Genomic DNA, 18,983 nt, shown 5'->3' with positions numbered 1-18,983 from the left:
ATATGAGTCAATCAAAATTAAAAAGGCAAATGAAAAGCCGCCACTTATTTATGATGTCATTAGGAGGGATTATCGGCACAGGATTATTCCTCGGGTCGGGGTATGCAATAGGTGAGGCTGGTCCAGCAGGTGCAATAATGGCGTACCTTGTTGGCGGTCTTCTAATGTATCTGGCTATGGTTTGTCTGGGAGAATTATCAGTTGTTATGCCTGTTTCAGGCTCCTTTCAGGCGCATGCGACCAAGTTTATTGGTCCCGCAACAGGCTTTGTTGTCGGCTGGGTCTATTGGCTGAGCTGGGCCATGTATGTCGGACTTGAATTCGTGGCTGCAGGATTGCTGATGAAAAGATGGTTTCCGGATGTTCAAACATGGATTTGGTGTGCAATTTTTATAGTCCTGTTATTTTCAATCAACTCACTTACAACGAAAGCATTTGCTGAGACAGAGTATTGGTTCGCTGGTATTAAAGTCCTGACTGTCATTTTATTTATCATAATTGGATTAGGTGCAATTTTTGGCATTATTTCTATGGACAGCTCCCCTGCCCCTTATTTAACCAATTTCATTGGTGACGGTATATTCCCTGCAGGCCTGGTTGGGGTCTTTATTTCAATGATGTCTGTGATCTATGCATTTCAGGGATCGGAAATTATGGGTGTGGCTGCAGGAGAGACGGAAGAGCCAGAAAAAAATATACCAAGAGCCATCCGTACTATCGTTTTTCGAATCCTGCTGTTCTATGTTCTGGCTATCTTTGTTTTATCAGCCATTGTTCCATGGCAAGAAGCTGGGGTGATGGAAAGTCCGTTTGTAACCGTTTTTGATATGGTAGGCATACCATATGCAGCAGATATTATGAACTTTGTTATCCTAACGGCCATCTTATCTGTCGGAAACACGGGTCTCTACGCCTGTACAAGAATCATGTACTCGCTTTCAGAAACAGGGATGGCTCCAAAAGTCTTTGGAAAGCTGAATAAACGGGGTGTTCCTTCATATGCCCTTTTAGTGACTCTTGGTTTTGCACTGTTATCACTGTTAACAAGTTATGTAGCAGCAGATACTTTATTTGTTGTTCTGCTGGCTGTCAGCGGCATAGGTGGCACACTTACATGGCTGGCCATTGCCGCAGCACAAATAGGGTTTCGCAGACAATATATGAAAAATGGCGGTAACGTGGAGGATTTACAATATAAGGTGCCTTTATATCCTTTTATCCCGATCCTATGCATTGTCATGTGTCTGGCCATTTTTGCAGTTATGGCTTTTGATCCTACACAGAGAACCTCTCTATATTGGGGCTTTGGATTTATAGCCCTTTGTTATGTGTATTATTACTTCATGTATACACGCAAAAAGATTACGCTGCCTATTAATGCAGAAAATGTAACACCGGCTGTGAGGGATGAAATATAAAGAAATGTAACTGCAGTTCGCCTCTATGGCCCTGCAGTTTATTTCATCAAACTGAGGGGAGAATGAAGGTAATGAATACAAAAGATTATGACGTTATTATAATTGGCGCAGGTTTTTCCGGATTGACTGCTGCAAGGGAATTAAACCTGCTGGGCAAAAAAGTATTAGTCCTGGAGGCTCGGGATAGACTCGGCGGCAGAACATGGGTGGATCACCGTTTAGGGACAGACCTCGAAATGGGCGGCACATATGTTCATTGGCATCAGCCTCATGTATGGTCTGAAATTACAAGATATGGGCTTGAACTGGCTTCTGGGCCAAAAGCAAAAAAAGTGTTTTGGATCACAGGAGGAAAGACGTATTCATCCCCAGCGGCTGAGTTTAAAGAAAGGCTTAGAGCAACTGTTGAACGGGTCATGAAGGAAAGCAGCAAACACATGCCATTTCCTTTTGCCCCCCTTCATACCGACAGTTTTCGAAAATTGGATCATGTATCTGGAGAGCAATTCTTAAAAGATATCAATTTAACAGCAGAGGAATTCGATGTGCTGCATGGCTGGATTGCATCGGATTATTGCGGCGATCCTGCAGAGGGTGCTGTAACCCAGATATTTCGATGGTGGGCATTTTCCCAAGGAAACTGGGATACTCACAGTGCGATGGTCTCAAGTTACCGCTTAAAAGATGGAACCGGAAAGTTAATCGAAGCAATTGCTGCGGACAGTAATGCTGAAATTAAGTTATCTGCCATCGCTGGACGAATAGAACATAAAGATGGAGCTGCTAAAGTCTATACTGCAGATGGAGAATGTTATGAATCCAAGGCAGTGATCGTTACAGTGCCATTAACGACTCTGAATAACATAGAGTTCGAGCCAGCGCTTTCTGAAGCTAAACGGGAATCTTCCAGAGAGGGACAAACCTCAAAAGGAGTTAAAGTCTGGGCAAAAGTAAAAGGGGAGTTAGAAGCATTCGATGCATTAGCCCCTGGCAGCTATCCTTTAAATTCAGTTCATTTGGATCGGTATGCTGATGGCAATAGCATCCTTGTCGGTTTTGGACCAAGTGCAGCAAAACTGAATCCAAACGACAGGGAAGCGGTAGAAGCGGCATTGAAATACTGGATTCCGGATATACAAGTACTGGAAAGCACAGGCCATGACTGGGTCAATGACGAGTTCTCGAAAGAAACATGGCCTATGCTGAAACCCAAACAGTTAACTGCTTATCATGAAGAGTGGAACACACCGGAAGGTTCTGTGTTTTTAGCGGGTTCAACTTATGCAAATGGCTGGGCAGGCTTCATTGACGGCGCAATAGAGAACGGAATAACTGTAAGCAGGAAAGTAAATAAGTATTTAATTAGCAAACATTATGTTCATGCTGAATAAATAATTTAAAGGTGCCAGGCTAACCATCAAATGATGGTACCCTGCACCTTTTTTAATAATAAAATATTTATAAAATTTAGAACTTCGATAACTGTCTGGCTCTAAGCGAAATCGCCTCGAGGTCTTAAGCCAATCACTTATACTTAAGATTGTCGCCATTAGGCGGGCGCCTTGCGGTTTTTCTTATTTGTCATCGTAGTCTGTTGTAAGGGTTCTATAAACCATATAGGAAAAGCCCCCCCAGAATAAGCCCAAGGTTAAGATCATCATAATTATTGCAGATGCAGTCATTATAATTCCTCCTTGATGCCTGTATTTGAAGAAATCGGAGCTTCTTGACCGTTCAATCCTTCTTCTTTTACAGAGCTTCTTAATCTTTTATTAAATCGGAGCAGAACGAATGCAAGCAGGAAAGTAATTCCGAGCTGAAGGAATATTGTTCCCACATTGAATTCTTCAAACGGCTTCCACCAAGTGTCCGGATACCATGTCACACCCTGATATAGCCACCATCCAGTTACTATGACAAACAGAGCTGGTATTAGATATTTAATGGAATAAACCCACCATTTATTTACCTTAATGAAGCTGACTTCATTTATTTCATCACGCATTTTTTCGACACCATATTTTATCGCAGCGTATGCATACAGGAAGCATGAGAGCAGAAGTGCAACTCCCCAAACCCAATCCTGGTTATTAAACACTTTCATATTAATGGCTGAAGGTATACCGCCTAGAAAAATTAAACTAACAGTCAGCAGGATTGCTTTGTTTCTGCGGATACCATAGTCTGATAGGTTCCTGGTTATTAATTCCACCATTGCAACCAAAGAAGTAAAAGCCGCAAAAGCCAAAGCTCCAAAAAATGCAACGCCAAAGAAATAAGTCTGAGGCATGACACTGAGCAATTCAACCATATAAATAAAGGTTAAGCCGGTATTGCCTGAACTTGTAGCCTGGGTAATATATTCCTGTGAAGGTGCTAAAGCAAAGATGGCAGGAATGATGGTTAAACCGGCAAGTAATTCGACTGAGTTATTTCCCAGGCCGGCTGTTAATGAATTTTGGGCAATATCGTCACGTTTTTTTGTATAAATGGCATAAGTTGCATATAATCCCCATCCAGCACCTACTGACCACGCGGATTGTGATAATGCCTGGAGCCAGGTTGATGCTTTCCCTAGATATTCCCACTGTGGTGTAAACATATATGAAAGCCCTTCCATAGCACCCGGCAAGGTGATGGAACGGACAGCAGTAAAGATGAGCAAGAGGAATAAAAGCGGCAGGAAGATTTTAGACATTCTTTCAATTCCTTTTGTAATCCCTATAAAAACGACAAGTCCGCAAAGTGCAGCTGCAGCAAAATGATAAATAACTGGCTCTGCTCCACTGCTCGTAAAGTTTTCCCACTGAGCAGCTGAGTCAATTTTTTCTGCAAAAGTTCCCTGTAATGCTAAGATGAAATACTTAAAAGTCCAGCCAACTACTACAGAATAATAAAATGTGATTCCGGCTAAAACGATTGTGATGATAGGTCCGAACCAGGCAAATTGTTTGCCGATAAATTCTCCGAATGACCCCATCGTTCCCATTCTGGTTTTTCTTCCTATGAAGATTTCAACCATGATAAGCGGCAATGACCAGACAAATAAAAAAATGGCCCAGCCGATTAAGAAAGAACCTCCGCCATGTTCAGCAACCATTCGCGGGAACCTCCAAATATTTCCTGTACCCACCGCCATTCCCATTGCTGCTAATATAAATCCGATTCTTGAACCCCAAACTACCTGGTTTTCTTTCAAATTTAACAACCCCTTTGTTATCAAGACTCAAAAGCACAGGATCTTTAAAACATCTATAGGGCGCATACTGTATAAATAGATCAAACGATAAGAACTACCCTCCTTCACTAACTATTATTCTATTTATTTAAAAAATTCTGCATATTAAATATATAATCTCTGAACGTCTTTATCTATGTGCAACTTTCATAAAAAATGAGACTCTTTCCTGTAGAAATTAGACTAGTTTTACCAAATTTCCAGCTAAACTTTAAAGATTATTCACGTGAAGATGTAAAATACCACAAAAAATACAGTAGAAAATTATCTTTTATCATTAATATTGTACATTTTATTCAGAAAATTCTCCCTCTATAATTATAGTACTATCTAAATTTATTTACTCACAATGGAGGGGAAGGGAATGACGAAGGCTATTATTATTGGCGGAGGTATCATTGGCTTAGCATGCGCCTTTTACCTTAGGAAAAAGGGAATGGATGTAGTACTAATTGATAAAGGTGATCCCGGAGCGGAATGTTCGAGCGGAAATATGGGTTGGGTGTGCCCCAGTTTATCTGATCCGGTTCCTGCTCCCGGTCTGATTAAGTCAAGTTTGAAGTGGATGATAAAGCGGGATAGCCCTCTATATATTAAGCCAGCCATTGTCCCCTCTTTATCACCCTGGCTCATGCAATTCTGGAAGTTTTGCAGTGAAGAATCCTACCAAAGGGGGTATACCGCAGGCTTGGAATTGAGCAGAAAAACATTGAGTTTGTTCGATGAGCTCGAGCAAGAGGGCTGTCTCGAATTTGAAATGCATCGAAAAGGGCTGCTTTTTGTCTTTTTAGACCAAAGGTATATTGATGAAAAGCTGGATAACTATAGTATTGTTGAAAGCTACGGTTTGCCGGCGCCTGCAGCAAAATCAAAAAAAGAAGTAATGGAAATGGAACCGGCCCTTTCTGATGCAGTGGCTGGTGGCATATATCTCCCTGCTGAACGGCATGTTAGGCCTGAATCCCTTACCAAAGCTCTAAAAAAATGGCTTATTTCAAATGGGGCTGAGGTTCTTTCTCACACAGAAGCAATGGGATTTATCCAAGAAGGGGACAAGATCTCTGGGGTTAAAACCCGAAAGAGAACCATTGAAGGGGATCACTTTCTTGTCACTGCAGGGGTCTGGGCGGGACTGATTTTAAGACAAGTGGGATTTCACATCCCCATGACAGCAGGGAAAGGATATAGCATCACTATTTCTAATCCTTCCATTCAGTTTCAGCAGCCGCTTTACTTAGGTGATTCAAGAGTGACAATTAGCCCGTTTCATGATTCTGTTAGAATTGGAGGAACCATGGAACTGTCTGGCCTTAATACTAATCTGGATCAGCGGCGAATTGATAGTTTAAAGATTTCTGCAGCTCAATATTTACGGGCTTCTGTTCGTGGAGATGAACAGGCATGGTGCGGAATGCGGTCAATGACTCCTGATGGTTTGCCTATTATAGGCAAAGCGCCTTCACTGAATAATCTATATATCGCGTCCGGCCATGCAATGAGTGGAATTTCCATGGCATTATCAACAGGAAGTATTATGAGTGACCTCATTACTAAGGGAATGTCAGATATTGATTTAACCCCGTTTAGACCGGACAGGTTTTCTTCTAAGAAGGCACATAAAAATCAAACTATAACTGTCAATATGTAGACATGGCAGCCAAAAACCGAACTGCAGATGGAAACACTTGCTTTGATTAACGAATATACGTAAAGTTCATATTGGAGTGAATGACTATGTTAGTGATCAATAAAGAAACCATAAAAGAATTGTACTCAATGGAAGAGTGTATCCAGGATATTGAGAAGGCATTTTGTTATGGCCACAGGAATAAAACGCTAACACCCGTAAGAATGTCGATTCCGCATTCTGCATACGAAGCAGAAACTTTATATATGCCTTCCTATATTGAACCGGAAAATTATACAGCTGTTAAAGTTGTAAGTATTTTTCCCCACAATTCAGGCGGGATAAAACCGGTTCTGCAGGGAGTGATTCTGCTGACCGATGCACAGACTGGCGAGCACGTTGCCTTAATGGATGCCAGCTACTTGACGGTATTAAGAACCGGTGCTTCAAGCGGGGCTGCAACGAAATATTTAGCGCGGGAGAATGCGAAAGTCTGTTCTGTATTAGGGTGTGGAGCTCAAGCTGCCGGCCAAATCCAAGCTGTCATGTCCATTAGGGAGATAGAACATATCATTTTATATAACCGCACAATAGATCGAGCAGAAGTATTTAAAGATGAAATCCATTCGCTGTATCCAGATTGGAGGGGGACCATTTCAATTCAACCAGATGCCAATGCGGCTGCAGCCCAATCAGATATTCTCATTTGCAGCACGAAAAGTTCAACACCCCTATTTGATGGGTCGGTACTGAGGGAAGGAACTCATATTAATGCCATTGGTTCCTATCAGGCACATATGCAAGAGGTTGATGCTCAAACACTAATCAGGAGTAATAAAGTAGTGGTCGATACATTGGAAGGAGCCATGCACGAAGCTGGAGATCTCCTTGTTCCGCATAAAAAAGGTGAATGGAATACGGATCTCATTTATGGTGAAATTGGTGAAATCGCATGCGGGGAAAAAGCTGGACGTGAAAATTCAAGTGAAATAACCTTTTATAAATCTGTCGGGGTTGGGTTTCTGGACACTATGGCAGCCTCTAAAGTATATAGAAAAGCTTTGAGTGAGAGTAAAGGTGAGTCCTTTTCACTATAAAAACAATCATGAAACTCTTTTAAGTATGACACCGGATTATTCTATTATGAATTATCCGGTGTTTTGTTAAAAGGAATTACTATGAATAGAGGAATTTACTTAAGGTCGGCAGGAGTTTGATTGGCCGATTAAGCAGTCTATTTATTCAAGTTTTCCTGCAGATCCGAGTTCAGAAAGTTCTCAGTGGCATAAGCTGATGCCCCAAGTGCAGTGGAGTAGATCGATAAATCTGCAAAAGTAATATTTAAGTTTTGCTGGTTAAATCTTAAGGACCGATTCACGACAACTTCCATAATCGATTCTTGTAATAATTCTTTGGCAATGGCTAAGCGATTTCCTATGATGATTTGCTCGGGGTTGAATGTATTAATGATATTGTTTATGCCAATGCCAAGGCTCCGGCCAATTTGACGAAACAAATCCTTTACTTCCTCATCTTCTTCCGCCAATACAACTAATGACTCCAAGTTCAGATCATCCCGTTTAGAGGTTGATTGACTATTCTTTGCCTGGTTTAGCAATGCCTGTTCAGAAGCGTACAATTCCCAGCAGCCTTTGCTGCCGCATCTGCATTCTTTTCCATCTAAATCAATTACCATATGGCCCATTTCACCGGAGAATCCTTCAGCACCACGATAAAGGCTGTTTTGTAAAATAAAGCCGACGCCTATGCCAATTCCTGCGCTTACATAAATGAGGTTTTCAAAATTTTTCCCGGCTCCAAAACGTTTTTCGCCGTACGCTCCGGCGTTTGCTTCGTTATCGATGATAACGGGAAGGTGAAATTCTGCCACAATTTCTGCTTTTAAATTGATATCTGTCCAGCCCAGGTTAGGGGCAAGCAGGATATTGCTGCCTTCCTTATTTACGATTCCTGGTACTCCAATGCCGATTCCGATCACACCATATGGGCTCTCGGGGGTAAAGTCCAAAAGGGATTGGATGATTTCTTTTATAACAAGAACGGTTTCTTCATACCTCATGCTATTCATATGCTTCAAATTTTCGCTCACAATATTACCGGATAAATCAGTCATGACACCTAAAATATAGTTAACCCCTAAATCAATACCAATCGCATATCCAGCTTGTTCATTAAAGAGCAGCATCACCGGGCGGCGTCCGCCGCTCGATTTGCCCGGCCCTGTTTCGGAACAGATTTTTTCTTCTATCAGCTCGTTGACTAATGAGGAAACTGTCCCTTTTGTCAGTCCCAAATGCTGTGCGATATCCGCCCGGGAGATAGGGGATTGGTCGATGATCGTCTGCAGAACGCGTGATTTATTTTTCATTTTTACCAGCTGCTGATTCCAAGTCATTATTTTTCTCCTCAAATTCTCAATTTCTTTGTCTATTACAATCATATTCCATTTATACCATAATTAAAAATAAAAATAAAACTTAGTTCATTCGATAGACAAACTAAGTTTATGGTGTTAAAATCAACTTGTAAACAAATGAAAGCGATAACACACAGAAAAATCAGTATAAATTGGAGGAATGAAAAATGAACTATTTCAAAAATGTGAGTGGAGTAATATACGAAGGTCCAGATTCAAATAATCCATTAGCGTTTAAATATTATAATCCTGAAGAAATGATTAACGGCAAAAAAATGGAAGATTTTCTCCGGTTTGCAGTATCGTACTGGCATACGTTCACTGCGGAAGGCACAGATCCTTTCGGAGATGGAACAATGATCCGTTCATATGACAGATTTTCCGGAATGGATTTAGCCAAGGCACGTGTAGAAGCTTCCTTTGAATTCTATGAAAAACTGAACGTTCCATTTTTCTGTTTCCATGATGCTGATATTGCGCCTGAAGGGGATTCATTAAGGGAAACTTTTAAGAACTTAGATGAGATTACGAACATGATTAAGGAATACATGAAATCCAGCAAAACAAAGCTATTATGGAATACCGCTAATATGTTTTCACATCCGCGCTGGCTGCACGGTGCGGCGACAGCGCCTAACGCTGATGTTTTTGCCTTTGCTGCAGCAAAGGTGAAAAAGGGACTTGAAATCGGCAAGGAGCTGGGTGCTGAGAACTATGTATTCTGGGGCGGCCGCGAAGGCTACGAAACACTGCTGAATACGAACATGAAGCTTGAACTTGATAATCTTGCGCGTTTCTTCCATATGGCAATCGATTATGCAAACGAAATTGGATTTGACGCACAATTTCTAATCGAGCCAAAGCCGAAGGAGCCTACCAAACATCAATATGATTTTGATGTGGCAACCAGTTTATCATTCTTGCAATCTTACGGCTTAAAAGACTACTTCAAATTCAATATTGAAGCTAACCACGCGACCCTTGCCGGCCATACATTTGAGCATGAACTGCAGACAGCACGCATAAATGGAATGCTTGGTTCAGTGGATGCCAACCAGGGAGATACCCTGCTGGGATGGGATACGGACGAATTCCCGACAGACATCTATTCCACATCACTCGCCATGGTTGAAATTCTTAAAAATGACGGTCTTGGAACAGGCGGCCTAAATTTTGATGCGAAGGTTCGAAGAGGATCATTTGATCCTGAGGATCTGTTCTATGCACATATTGCAGGAATGGACACATTTGCGGTTGGTGCAAAAGTTGCACAGCGTTTAATCGAAGATAAAGTATTAGATAACTTTATTGCTGACAGATACAGCAGCTATACAGAAGGCATCGGTCTTGACATCGTTGAAGGAAAAGCAGACTTCCATAAGCTTGAGAAGCATGCCCTTCAGCTTGAAAAGATTGAAAACAAATCCGGAAGACAGGAACAGTTAAAAGCTGTCTTAAATAAATACATTCTCGAAGCATATGCGAGTGTAAAAGCGTAAGAGATTAATAGACAGAATCAATGTACTGGGAATACGAAAGTGTCCAGTACATTTTTAAAAAGTAAGGCTTAGCATACATTTCATTTATCAAAAGGATGATCAGCCATGAAATATGTAATCGGGATTGACCTTGGCACGAGCTCGGTAAAAGTTTTATTAATGAATCAAAAGGGAGAAGTATGCAGCGAAGTTTCCAGGTCTTATCCGCTCATTCATGGAAAGTCGGGTTATAGTGAACAGGATCCTGCTGAATGGGCTGATAAAACAGTCGATGCTCTTAAAGAACTTACAGAACAATTCGATGGAGATGCGGAAGACATACAGGGAATCAGTTTTTCAGGACAAATGCACGGTCTTGTTCTTCTTGATGAAGAGTATCATGTTTTGCGAAATGCGATCCTTTGGAATGATACACGTACAACAGAGCAGTGTAAGCAGATCTATGACTTGGCTGGTGAGAAGCGACTGCTGGAAATCACAAAGAATCCTGCACTGGAAGGTTTTACATTACCAAAATTACTTTGGGTGAAGCAATATGAGCCTGAAGTATTTGAAAAAGCGGCTGTATTTTTACTCCCTAAAGATTATCTGCGTTTTAAACTGACTGGAAAGATTCATAGTGAATATAGCGATGCCGCGGGCACTTTGCTCTTGGACGCCGGCCGAAAAATGTGGAGTGAAGAGATGTGCAAGCTGACAGGGATTGATATAAACATCTGTCCGCCACTTGTTGAATCTCATGAAAGTGTAGGGACTTTAAAGCCTGAGATTGCTGAGAAGACGGGATTATCTCCTTTAACGAAGGTATTTGCAGGAGGAGCTGACAATGCCTGCGGTGCGATCGGTTCAGGAATTCTGTCAAAAGGCAAAACATTATGCAGCATTGGCACATCAGGGGTCGTTTTATCCTATGAAGAACAAAATGACAAGGATTTTCAGGGGAAGGTCCATTATTTTAATCATGGTGAAGAAAATGCCTACTACACAATGGGGGTAACCCTGGCAGCGGGACATAGTTTGGGCTGGTTTAAAAATACGTTTGCAGAAAAGGATTCATTTGAGTCTCTGCTGGCTGAAATAAGCGAGGTTCCGATTGGATCGAATGGTCTATTGTTTACCCCATATCTGGCCGGCGAGCGAACGCCATATGCAGATTCACAAATTAGGGGAAGCTTTATCGGCATGGACTCTTCACATAATCGAAACGACTTTGTACGATCGGTCATTGAAGGAATTACCTTTTCATTAAATGAATCGATTGAAATATTCAGGGAAAGCGGCAAGCTGATCGATACCGTCATTTCAATCGGCGGAGGAGCCAAAAGTGATGCCTGGCTGCAAATACAGGCAGATATCTTCAATAGCACCATTGTAAAGCTATCAAGTGAGCAAGGCCCTGCTGTAGGTGCGGCAATGCTCGCGGCATACGGATGCAAGTGGTATGAATCTCTGGAAGCCTGTGCTGATGACTTCATTTCATACGAAAAAACGTATGTGCCGATACCTGAAAACGTTAAGAAATATCAGGAGCTTTTCCAGTTATACAAAGAGGTTTATGTACAAACCAGGAAACTGAATGAGGGATTGGCCGGTTTCAGGAAAAAGTAAGCTGTCTTGAGGGAGAAGGACATGAACATAACTGAAAGTATCTTTGGCGAGTTGAATGGACACATAATTAAATCTTATACAATCAGCAATGATCATGGAATGAGCGTATCGTGCATCGAATACGGGGGAGTCATTACGGGAATATCTGTCCCTGATCGTGAAGGAAATATAGAGAATGTGATCCTGGGTTTTGACACACTTGAAGAATATATAAATCATTCACCATTCTTCGGCGCAATTATCGGAAGAGCGGCCGGAAGGATAGCAGGGTCGGACTTCACACTTGATGGAACTGCGTATAGTCTGCCGAAAAATGATGGGGAACACCACCTTCATGGAGGTGCAGGTTTTCACCAAGTGATTTGGGACTCGGCCGCGGAAAAGGGCTTGAATGAGGCAAACATCAAGTTCTCCTATATAAGTCCGGATGGAGAAGAAGGGTATCCCGGGACACTTGAGGCAACGGTAAACTATACACTGAACAATGATAATGAACTGGCCATTAGTTATGAAGCGATATCTGATAAAAAACGATCATTAATCTGACAAACCATACTTATTTTAACCTGAGCGGGGACTTAAAGCGGGACATTCTTGACCACGAGGTGACAATAAAAAGTGATCACTTTCTGGAGCTTGATGAAACATTGATTCCTACCGGGGAATTCATACATGTTGAAAATAACCCGTTTGACTTCAGAGCCGGGAAGCAAATCAAGGAAGGCGTAATGTCCGGACATCAGCAGAATGTGCTTGCGGGCGGGGGTTATGATCATCCATTTCTATTAACTACAGGTGAAATGACTGTAGTGGATTCTGCAAGTGGACGAAAACTGGCTTTGGAAACGGACAGGCCGAGTGTTGTTTTATATACAGCGAACATGCTTGGAAGCGATTTTAAAATTAGGGGTGTTCAGTCAAAAAGCCATTTAGGCCTATGTCTCGAAACACAATGTCCGCCTGATGCTGTTCATCATGAACATTTTCCTTCTATTGTCCTGGAGAAAAATGAAGTCTATAAAACAAAAACAAGTTTCAAGTTTCACGTTGTTTAATCATTTCGAATAGAAAGGAGTAAAGATAGATTTGAAAATAGGGAATTGTAAGCGCTCTATCCTGGTTCAAATCTGTTTTTAAAAACTATGAAACAGAATCGGAACTCTCTTTATATTGGTTCACTTACATTGGTTGCTGCGATAGGCGGTTTGCTTTTCGGATATGATACGGCAGTTATTTCAGGAGCTGAAAAGTCACTGGAAATTTATTTGATCGAGAGTTTGGGATTAGGGTCGCTGGCTCATGGGGCGACAACCTCCAGTGCCTTAATTGGCTGTATAATTGGCGGTTTAATATCCGGTTATTTTGCGTCGAAGTTTGGGCGCAAAAACTCGCTTATTGCTGCAGCTGTCCTTTTCTTCTTATCTGCTTTAGGCTCGGCTTTTCCTGAATTTTTATTTTTCACTAAAGGGGAACCGACCATCTCGTTATTGCTGACTTTTAATCTTTATCGCATTATTGGCGGTATTGGGGTAGGCTTGGCGTCAGCTATTGTTCCGATGTATATCGGTGAAATTGCACCTGCCGATATCCGCGGACGCCTGGTTTCATTCAATCAATTTATGATCATTTTCGGGATGCTTGTCGTGTACTTTGTCAACTGGGGCATTGCCAGCGGCCGTCCATTGGAATGGATCAATGATGTTGGCTGGAGGTACATGTTTGCATCAGAAGCTATTCCGGCACTTGCTTTTGGTCTGCTGCTGCTCCTGGTTCCGGAGACACCCCGTTACCTGGCCATTAAAAATCATGATGATAAGGCTCTAGCAGTCCTTACAAAAATTAATGGTGCAAGCGAGGCAAAAACGATCCTGGGTGAAATCAAAAAGTCGGTGGCAGCCTCAGCTAATGTTCCGGCAGAAAAGCTGTTTGCATATGGAAAATTAGTGATTGTAATAGGAATTCTGCTGTCTGTATTCCAGCAATTCGTCGGAATTAATGTGGCTCTCTACTATGCACCGCGTATCTTTGAAAGCATGGGAGCAGCAAAGGATGCCTCGATGCTGCAAACGATTGTCATGGGTATCATAAATGTCATCTTTACAGTTGTGGCCATTTTAACTGTAGATAAATGGGGGCGCAAGCCATTATTAATTACAGGATCCATTGGAATGGCAATCGGGATGTTTGGTGTTGCAGGAATGGCTTTTTCCAATATAATCGGCATGGGCACGTTAATTTTTATCATTGTTTACACAGCGTCTTTCATGCTTTCATGGGGGCCGATCTGCTGGGTATTGATCTCGGAAATTTTCCCTAACAAAATCCGCGGACAGGCAGTTGCGGTAGCTGTAGCAGCGCAATGGGCCGCAAACTATTTCATTTCATCTACTTATCCGATGATGATGGAATTCAGCGGCGGCTTAACTTACGGCTTCTATGGACTGATGAGTGTTCTTTCAGCCATTTTTGTATGGAAGTTTATACCTGAAACGAAAGGGAAGACTCTTGAGAATATGGAGAATTTCTGGAGAAAGACTGCTTGAGATGAAATAGCCTATTCCAATCGGGAATAGGCTGTTTTTCATTTTTAACATTTTTGCATTGATAAAAACTGTGTTGATTTGGATGAATAAATGAAAGCTTAGATAACTAATTCCTCAAACGTCCTTTATTCTGGTCTCTAAAAAGCTCTTAATCTTTGTGGTCACTTCCGGACTAATATAGACTCCTATTTCTTTTACTTCCTCCATAATCTTTTCTTCTTTAACTCCAATATATTGATAAAACTCAATCAATGTCTTATGGGTATGCTCCAGCTGGCTTCCAATTTCTAATCCTTTTTCCGTTAATGTGACTGTTCTGTACGGCTGGAAATGTACGAAACCGCATTTTTTTAGTTTTGCAGCCATTTTTGAAGCAGACGAAACGGTCACATTAAGCAAGCCCGCAATATCTGATATAGTCGCATGTCCATATTTTCTTTCTAATTTATATATCTCTATTACATATCTTTTTATGCTTTTTAGCTCCAAGACATTTCACCTTCAATTCTTAAATTAAAGAATGGGAACCTGTTTATGCTTTAAAGAGAAGTTTAAGTAAAGGGAAGCATGTTCAATAAAATTAAACATATGATGAAATAATAAGGTTGCGGAGGATTACCATGTCATTGATGCCTATTCTTTTTTCTTCGCTTTGTACAGGCTTAGGAGCACTGCCAATTTTATTAATAAAAGATATTTCCCACAAAGGCAAGGATGTACTGCTTGCCTATACGGCTGGAATTATGGTGGCAGCTTCCGCTTATGGTCTAATTCCATCAGCTATTAAGCTTTCTAATCTTGCTGTCTTGGTCATTGGAATATTAGTTGGAACTTTTGTACTGACCTTGCTGGAAAGTGTTATCCCCCATGTTGATTTGGACAATTCCCGTCATTCATCGAAGCATGCACGTGTTGTATTATTGTTTTTAATAGCGATGTCACTTCATAATTTGCCTGAAGGTCTGTCAGTCGGAATAAGCAATGTAAGCAGCAGCCAGGATCTGGGGCCGCTTGTAGCTTTTGCAATTGGACTTCAAAATGTCCCTGACGGATTCCTGGTGGCCTTATTCCTGGTTACACAGAATATCAGCAGGTTCAAAGCCATTTTATTTGCGGCCCTGACAGGAATGATAGAATTATGTGCCGGATTAATAGGGATGTTTTTGGGCGGATCCTTTGAATATATCATTCCTTATGGACTTGCTTTCGCAGCAGGCTCTATGCTCTATGTGGTCTATAAAGAATTGATACCTGAAAGCCATGGAGATGGGAATGAGAGGGCATCTACACTGGCTTTTATTATGGGTTTTCTCTCCATGGTGGTTTTAACAGAATGGTTCAGATAATTTGGGTGCAGTGCTTTTGTCATGTCATTTATTATGAAAATGGACACCTCTCCAAACGGAAGAGGTGTCTTTGGTTTTTTTACAGTACTAATCTTTTATTTGTTACTTCGTCAAACCTTCTTTAATGGTTTTAATATTCCATTCCATCATCGAGATGTACGTATCGCCATCTTCACCCGGCTTTGCCAGAGAGTCTGTAAACACTTTTCCCATGATCGGAACATTGGTTTCATCGGATACAGCTTCCATGCTTCTTGCATCTATGCTGGTTTCCAGGAATAGTCCTGTAATTCCTTTTTCATTAATAATATCTACAATTCTTGTAATTTGTTCTGGTGTTCCCTGGTTTTCCTGGTTGATTTCCCAGATGTATTCTGCCTGGAATCCGTAGGCTTCGCTGAAATATTTAAAAGCACCTTCACTTGTAACGAGAACCCGTTCAGATTCCGGGATTTCGTTAAATTGTGCCACAGCTTCATCATGCAACTTTTGAAGCTTTGCAATATATTCTTCCGCGTTTTTTTCGTAAACCTCTTTGTTGTCTGGATCAGCTTTAATAAGTCCATCTCTGGCATTTTCCGCGTATTTGATCCCATTTCTAATGTCCAGCCATGCATGGGGGTCTTCTTCACTTTCTTTGCCCTTTGTGGTTAGGTGCATGGCATCAACGCCTTTGCTCATCAGAAAGACTGGCGCATCTTCACCGTCTTTTCCGGCAGTTTCCATGAGCTTATTGAACCATGAGTTGCCTGCTTCCAGATTCAGCCCGTTGTAAAATACTGCGTCTGCATCGGTTGTTTTTTGCACATCTTCAGGAAGCGGGTCATATTCGTGGGGATTGGAGCCGATTGGTGCCAGGCTATGAATCTCAACCAAATCTCCGCCTACATTTTTCACAATGTCATACACAATCGAATAGGTGGTGACAACGTGGATTTTTCCATCATCATTGGCAGTTGTGCTCTTACCGCTGCTGCAGGCTGACAAAAATGACAGGGAAAGAAGGGATGAAGCCAGTAAAAGAAAGCCTTTTTTAAACATTGGGATAACCTCCTGAGATTTTTTTATCGCAGTCTAACGGGCAGTTTGACCCCCACTTCCAGATTCAGTGGAATCAAAGGGGGATAAATGGGGGTCAAACTGCCAAATTTAGCTGCGGCTCCTAGGGGCTCGCTTGTCACCCCTGGGCAAGTCGCCTCACTTTATAATGTAAAGGCCGAAAAACGAACAAAGACTAAGAACGCCACGTCCTCCCAAAAGCTGCCGCATTTGGTCGTGCGATGCTCATGCTGACGAAGCCTTCCTTGTCCTGTGGGCCTCAACTAACAATCAGTGGGGGATGGGGAACCTCCCCCCACTGATTGAAGTTTCACTTTATCACACTAATGAAGCTCTCTTTTTCTTTACTTTCAGCGTTTTCCATATCAGCCCATGCTTAGGTGAGAATAAGAATACGAGAATGAAAATAGCGGTGGATGAGATGACTATCGTTGCTCCTGAAGCTAAGTTGTAGGTGAAGCTGAAGTAAAGTCCAACGATGGATGAAATCACCCCAATGCCAGATGCAATGAAAATCATCACCCACAGCCGCTCGGTTAAAAGATATGCTGACGCTGCAGGGGTGATCAGCATGGCAACTACCAGGACAATGCCTACTGTCTGGAGGGATGCAACGGTTACCATCGTTAAGAGAGTCATTAGGAAATAATGAATGAATCGAACGGGCAGTCCGTAAGCTGCGCCCATTGTCGGGTCAAACGATGTGACCAATAATTCCTTGTAAAAGAGGTAAACAGCCCCCAACACAATCAGGCTGATGCCCAATGTGATCCACATATCGGATGATCTTACCGCCAAAACATTCCCAAATAAAATATGGTACAAATCTGTACTGCTTTTTAGCATTGTAATAATAATGATTCCTGAAGCAAATGCGGCCGTAAACATAATGCCAATTGAGGTATCATGCTTAATCCGGCTGTTTTGCGAAACGAAGCCGATAGCGATCGCCGTGATTACCCCGCTGATCACTGCCCCGAAGAAGAAGTTGACACCAAGCATATACGAAATGGCGACGCCGGGAAGTACGGCATGTGATATGGCGTCTCCCATAAGAGCCATTCCCCTCAGGATGATAAAACAGCCAATGACTCCGCAGATAATTCCTACCATAACCGACGTTAATAGCGCTTTTTGCAGAAAACCATATTGCATCACCGCTTCAATAAAAGCCATTATAATGACACCCCAATCTCATTCATAAATGCAAATTGCCCCTGGTATGCTTTTGCAATTACATCAGGTTTAAACACTTCTTCAACAGTTCCGAAACTGATCAATTCCTTATTTAGCAGGATTAACTGATTGAAATAATCGTTAGCCTTACTTAAGTCATGATGTACGACAATCACTGTTTTTCCCTGTCTGCACAGCTCCTTTAAAATATTCACAATCGTTTCTTCGCTCGATACATCAACCCCGACAAACGGCTCATCCAGAAAAAAAAGATCCGCTTTCTGGGCAAGAGCTCTCGCCAGAAAAACTCTCTGCTGCTGGCCGCCTGACAGTTCACCAATCTGTCTTTTGCTGAATTCCTGCATGCCGACTCGCTGAAGACATTCCATGGCCCATTCTTTATCCTTCTTCTTTGGACGCCGGAACAGTTTTAAATGGGGGTAGGTTCCAATAAGAACGGCATCAAGCACTGTGATGGGGAAATCCCAGTCTATGTCATTGCGCTGCGGGACATAGGCGATGCTTTTGCGCACTTCAGTAATGGGTTTTCCCAGCACCGTTACTGCACCTTTATCCTTTGGTATGAGATTCAGCATGGCTTTTAGGAAGGTTGATTTGCCTGCGCCATTCGGTCCGATAATGCCCACCAGATTCCCGGTATTCACCGATAGGCTGACACCAGTTACCGCTTCATTTCCAAAATAGGAGACGTGCAAATCCTGTATGGAGATAGCTGGATCGTTCATTTTTTTATCCTCCTTCATTTTCCAAACTTAAATGAATTCAAATTAATTGTTTTTATACAATTTAACTTCATATGGACAAGATTTATGGGTTAATTAAAAAGTTTTGCCTTAATGCAAATTATATGCGATTGATAAACAATGTCAACACAAAAATATAATTATTTTACTGAAAATTTAATGTTGGCATTAAAATAGCTGAATTATGATTTAAGGCTCTGGCAATCAACTTGTTTAATGGTAAAATTAGGTGAGTAACTGAAAAGTTAGATTGTAAAATTGTAAGTAT

The 18,983-nt window shown here is 41.7% G+C and carries 15 protein-coding genes and 1 pseudogene; 9 read left to right on the top strand and 7 right to left on the bottom strand.

Annotated elements, in window-relative coordinates:
- Positions 1-2: 2 nt before the first annotated feature.
- Positions 3-1,418 carry an amino acid permease gene (locus tag CE058_RS01655; RefSeq protein WP_048009239.1) on the top strand — a complete coding sequence of 472 codons (1,416 nt, stop codon included), beginning with the start codon at positions 3-5 and terminating at the stop codon, positions 1,416-1,418.
- Positions 1,419-1,489: 71 nt separating this feature from the next.
- Positions 1,490-2,809, top strand: coding sequence for a flavin monoamine oxidase family protein (locus CE058_RS01650; RefSeq protein ID WP_163139864.1), 1,320 nt, complete (start codon positions 1,490-1,492; stop codon positions 2,807-2,809).
- A 183-nt stretch (positions 2,810-2,992) separates the two neighbouring features.
- Here CE058_RS01650 and CE058_RS01645 read toward each other — a convergent pair whose 3' ends face one another.
- The gene (locus CE058_RS01645; RefSeq protein WP_156185133.1) at positions 2,993-3,100 is read right to left on the bottom strand and encodes a MetS family NSS transporter small subunit; all 108 of its coding nucleotides are present in this window, start codon (positions 3,098-3,100) and stop codon (positions 2,993-2,995) included.
- Positions 3,100-4,617 carry a sodium-dependent transporter gene (locus CE058_RS01640; RefSeq protein WP_163139862.1) on the bottom strand — a complete coding sequence of 506 codons (1,518 nt, stop codon included), beginning with the start codon at positions 4,615-4,617 and terminating at the stop codon, positions 3,100-3,102. Before CE058_RS01640 ends, CE058_RS01645 begins: the two co-directional genes overlap by 1 nt.
- 403 nt (positions 4,618-5,020) lie before the next feature.
- Between CE058_RS01640 and CE058_RS01635 the strand changes: the two genes are divergently transcribed.
- Both CE058_RS01635 and CE058_RS01630 read left to right on the top strand, forming a co-directional pair.
- Complete coding sequence (locus CE058_RS01635) at positions 5,021-6,304, top strand: NAD(P)/FAD-dependent oxidoreductase (RefSeq protein ID WP_048009242.1); 1,284 nt, start codon at positions 5,021-5,023, stop codon at positions 6,302-6,304.
- Positions 6,305-6,390: 86 nt separating this feature from the next.
- Positions 6,391-7,380: an ornithine cyclodeaminase family protein gene (locus CE058_RS01630; protein WP_163139860.1), complete on the top strand. Its 990-nt coding sequence runs from the start codon at positions 6,391-6,393 to the stop codon at positions 7,378-7,380.
- Positions 7,381-7,517: 137 nt separating this feature from the next.
- Here CE058_RS01630 and CE058_RS01625 read toward each other — a convergent pair whose 3' ends face one another.
- A complete protein-coding gene (locus CE058_RS01625) occupies positions 7,518-8,699 on the bottom strand; it encodes an ROK family transcriptional regulator (protein ID WP_163139858.1) in 1,182 nt (393 codons plus the stop codon).
- Positions 8,700-8,887: 188 nt separating this feature from the next.
- On the opposite strand from CE058_RS01625, the gene xylA reads away from it, so the two are divergent.
- The 4 genes and pseudogenes from xylA (at position 8,888) to xylE (ending at position 14,370) form a co-directional block, all read left to right on the top strand.
- Entirely contained in the window at positions 8,888-10,219 is a 1,332-nt protein-coding gene (gene xylA / locus CE058_RS01620) for a xylose isomerase (RefSeq protein WP_163139856.1), read from the top strand.
- 105 nt (positions 10,220-10,324) lie between these two features.
- Entirely contained in the window at positions 10,325-11,827 is a 1,503-nt protein-coding gene (xylB, locus tag CE058_RS01615) for a xylulokinase (RefSeq protein ID WP_163139854.1), read from the top strand.
- Between the two features lie 21 nt (positions 11,828-11,848).
- A pseudogene (locus tag CE058_RS01610) lies at positions 11,849-12,882 on the top strand (aldose epimerase family protein).
- Between the two features lie 87 nt (positions 12,883-12,969).
- On the top strand, positions 12,970-14,370 hold the full coding sequence (gene xylE, locus CE058_RS01605; RefSeq protein ID WP_163139852.1) for a D-xylose transporter XylE: 1,401 nt from the start codon (positions 12,970-12,972) through the stop codon (positions 14,368-14,370).
- 114 nt (positions 14,371-14,484) lie between these two features.
- Here xylE and CE058_RS01600 read toward each other — a convergent pair whose 3' ends face one another.
- Positions 14,485-14,859, bottom strand: coding sequence for a metal-dependent transcriptional regulator (locus CE058_RS01600; RefSeq protein ID WP_053071336.1), 375 nt, complete (start codon positions 14,857-14,859; stop codon positions 14,485-14,487).
- A 131-nt stretch (positions 14,860-14,990) separates the two neighbouring features.
- Here CE058_RS01600 and CE058_RS01595 point away from each other — a divergent pair, with 131 nt between their 5' ends.
- Positions 14,991-15,716: a ZIP family metal transporter gene (locus tag CE058_RS01595; protein ID WP_048009249.1), complete on the top strand. Its 726-nt coding sequence runs from the start codon at positions 14,991-14,993 to the stop codon at positions 15,714-15,716.
- A gap of 102 nt (positions 15,717-15,818) precedes the next feature.
- Here the strand turns inward: CE058_RS01595 and CE058_RS01590 are convergent, their stop codons facing one another.
- The 3 genes from CE058_RS01590 to CE058_RS01580 all read right to left on the bottom strand — a co-directional run bounded on the left by CE058_RS01590 (position 15,819) and on the right by CE058_RS01580 (position 18,697).
- Positions 15,819-16,757 carry a metal ABC transporter solute-binding protein, Zn/Mn family gene (locus CE058_RS01590; RefSeq protein WP_048009250.1) on the bottom strand — a complete coding sequence of 313 codons (939 nt, stop codon included), beginning with the start codon at positions 16,755-16,757 and terminating at the stop codon, positions 15,819-15,821.
- 336 nt (positions 16,758-17,093) lie between these two features.
- Positions 17,094-17,951 (bottom strand): metal ABC transporter permease, encoded by an 858-nt coding sequence (locus CE058_RS01585; protein WP_163139850.1) that lies wholly within the window; start codon positions 17,949-17,951, stop codon positions 17,094-17,096.
- Positions 17,951-18,697 carry a metal ABC transporter ATP-binding protein gene (locus CE058_RS01580; protein WP_135148215.1) on the bottom strand — a complete coding sequence of 249 codons (747 nt, stop codon included), beginning with the start codon at positions 18,695-18,697 and terminating at the stop codon, positions 17,951-17,953. The genes CE058_RS01585 and CE058_RS01580 overlap by 1 nt, the downstream gene beginning before the upstream one ends.
- Positions 18,698-18,983: the final 286 nt, after the last annotated feature.

The organism is Bacillus sp. 22-7, assembly GCF_010628845.1.
GTDB classification, from domain to species: domain Bacteria; phylum Bacillota; class Bacilli; order Bacillales; family Cytobacillaceae; genus Cytobacillus; species Cytobacillus firmus_B.
Note: the sequence above shows the minus strand (reverse complement) of the source record. Positions and strands in the feature narration are given on the sequence as shown.

What these genes read in the sequence shown, in the direction of transcription:
- CE058_RS01655 (WP_048009239.1), top strand. Translation starts at nt 3, where the DNA reads ATGAGTCAATCAAAATTAAAAAGGCAAATGAAAAGCCGCCACTTATTT.
- CE058_RS01650 (WP_163139864.1), top strand. Translation starts at nt 1,490, where the DNA reads ATGAATACAAAAGATTATGACGTTATTATAATTGGCGCAGGTTTTTCC.
- CE058_RS01645 (WP_156185133.1), bottom strand. Translation starts at nt 3,100, where the DNA reads ATGACTGCATCTGCAATAATTATGATGATCTTAACCTTGGGCTTATTC.
- CE058_RS01635 (WP_048009242.1), top strand. Translation starts at nt 5,021, where the DNA reads ATGACGAAGGCTATTATTATTGGCGGAGGTATCATTGGCTTAGCATGC.
- CE058_RS01630 (WP_163139860.1), top strand. Translation starts at nt 6,391, where the DNA reads ATGTTAGTGATCAATAAAGAAACCATAAAAGAATTGTACTCAATGGAA.
- CE058_RS01625 (WP_163139858.1), bottom strand. Translation starts at nt 8,699, where the DNA reads ATGACTTGGAATCAGCAGCTGGTAAAAATGAAAAATAAATCACGCGTT.
- xylA (WP_163139856.1), top strand. Translation starts at nt 8,888, where the DNA reads ATGAACTATTTCAAAAATGTGAGTGGAGTAATATACGAAGGTCCAGAT.
- xylB (WP_163139854.1), top strand. Translation starts at nt 10,325, where the DNA reads ATGAAATATGTAATCGGGATTGACCTTGGCACGAGCTCGGTAAAAGTT.
- xylE (WP_163139852.1), top strand. Translation starts at nt 12,970, where the DNA reads ATGAAACAGAATCGGAACTCTCTTTATATTGGTTCACTTACATTGGTT.
- CE058_RS01595 (WP_048009249.1), top strand. Translation starts at nt 14,991, where the DNA reads ATGTCATTGATGCCTATTCTTTTTTCTTCGCTTTGTACAGGCTTAGGA.
- CE058_RS01590 (WP_048009250.1), bottom strand. Translation starts at nt 16,757, where the DNA reads ATGTTTAAAAAAGGCTTTCTTTTACTGGCTTCATCCCTTCTTTCCCTG.
- CE058_RS01585 (WP_163139850.1), bottom strand. Translation starts at nt 17,951, where the DNA reads ATGGCTTTTATTGAAGCGGTGATGCAATATGGTTTTCTGCAAAAAGCG.
- CE058_RS01580 (WP_135148215.1), bottom strand. Translation starts at nt 18,697, where the DNA reads ATGAACGATCCAGCTATCTCCATACAGGATTTGCACGTCTCCTATTTT.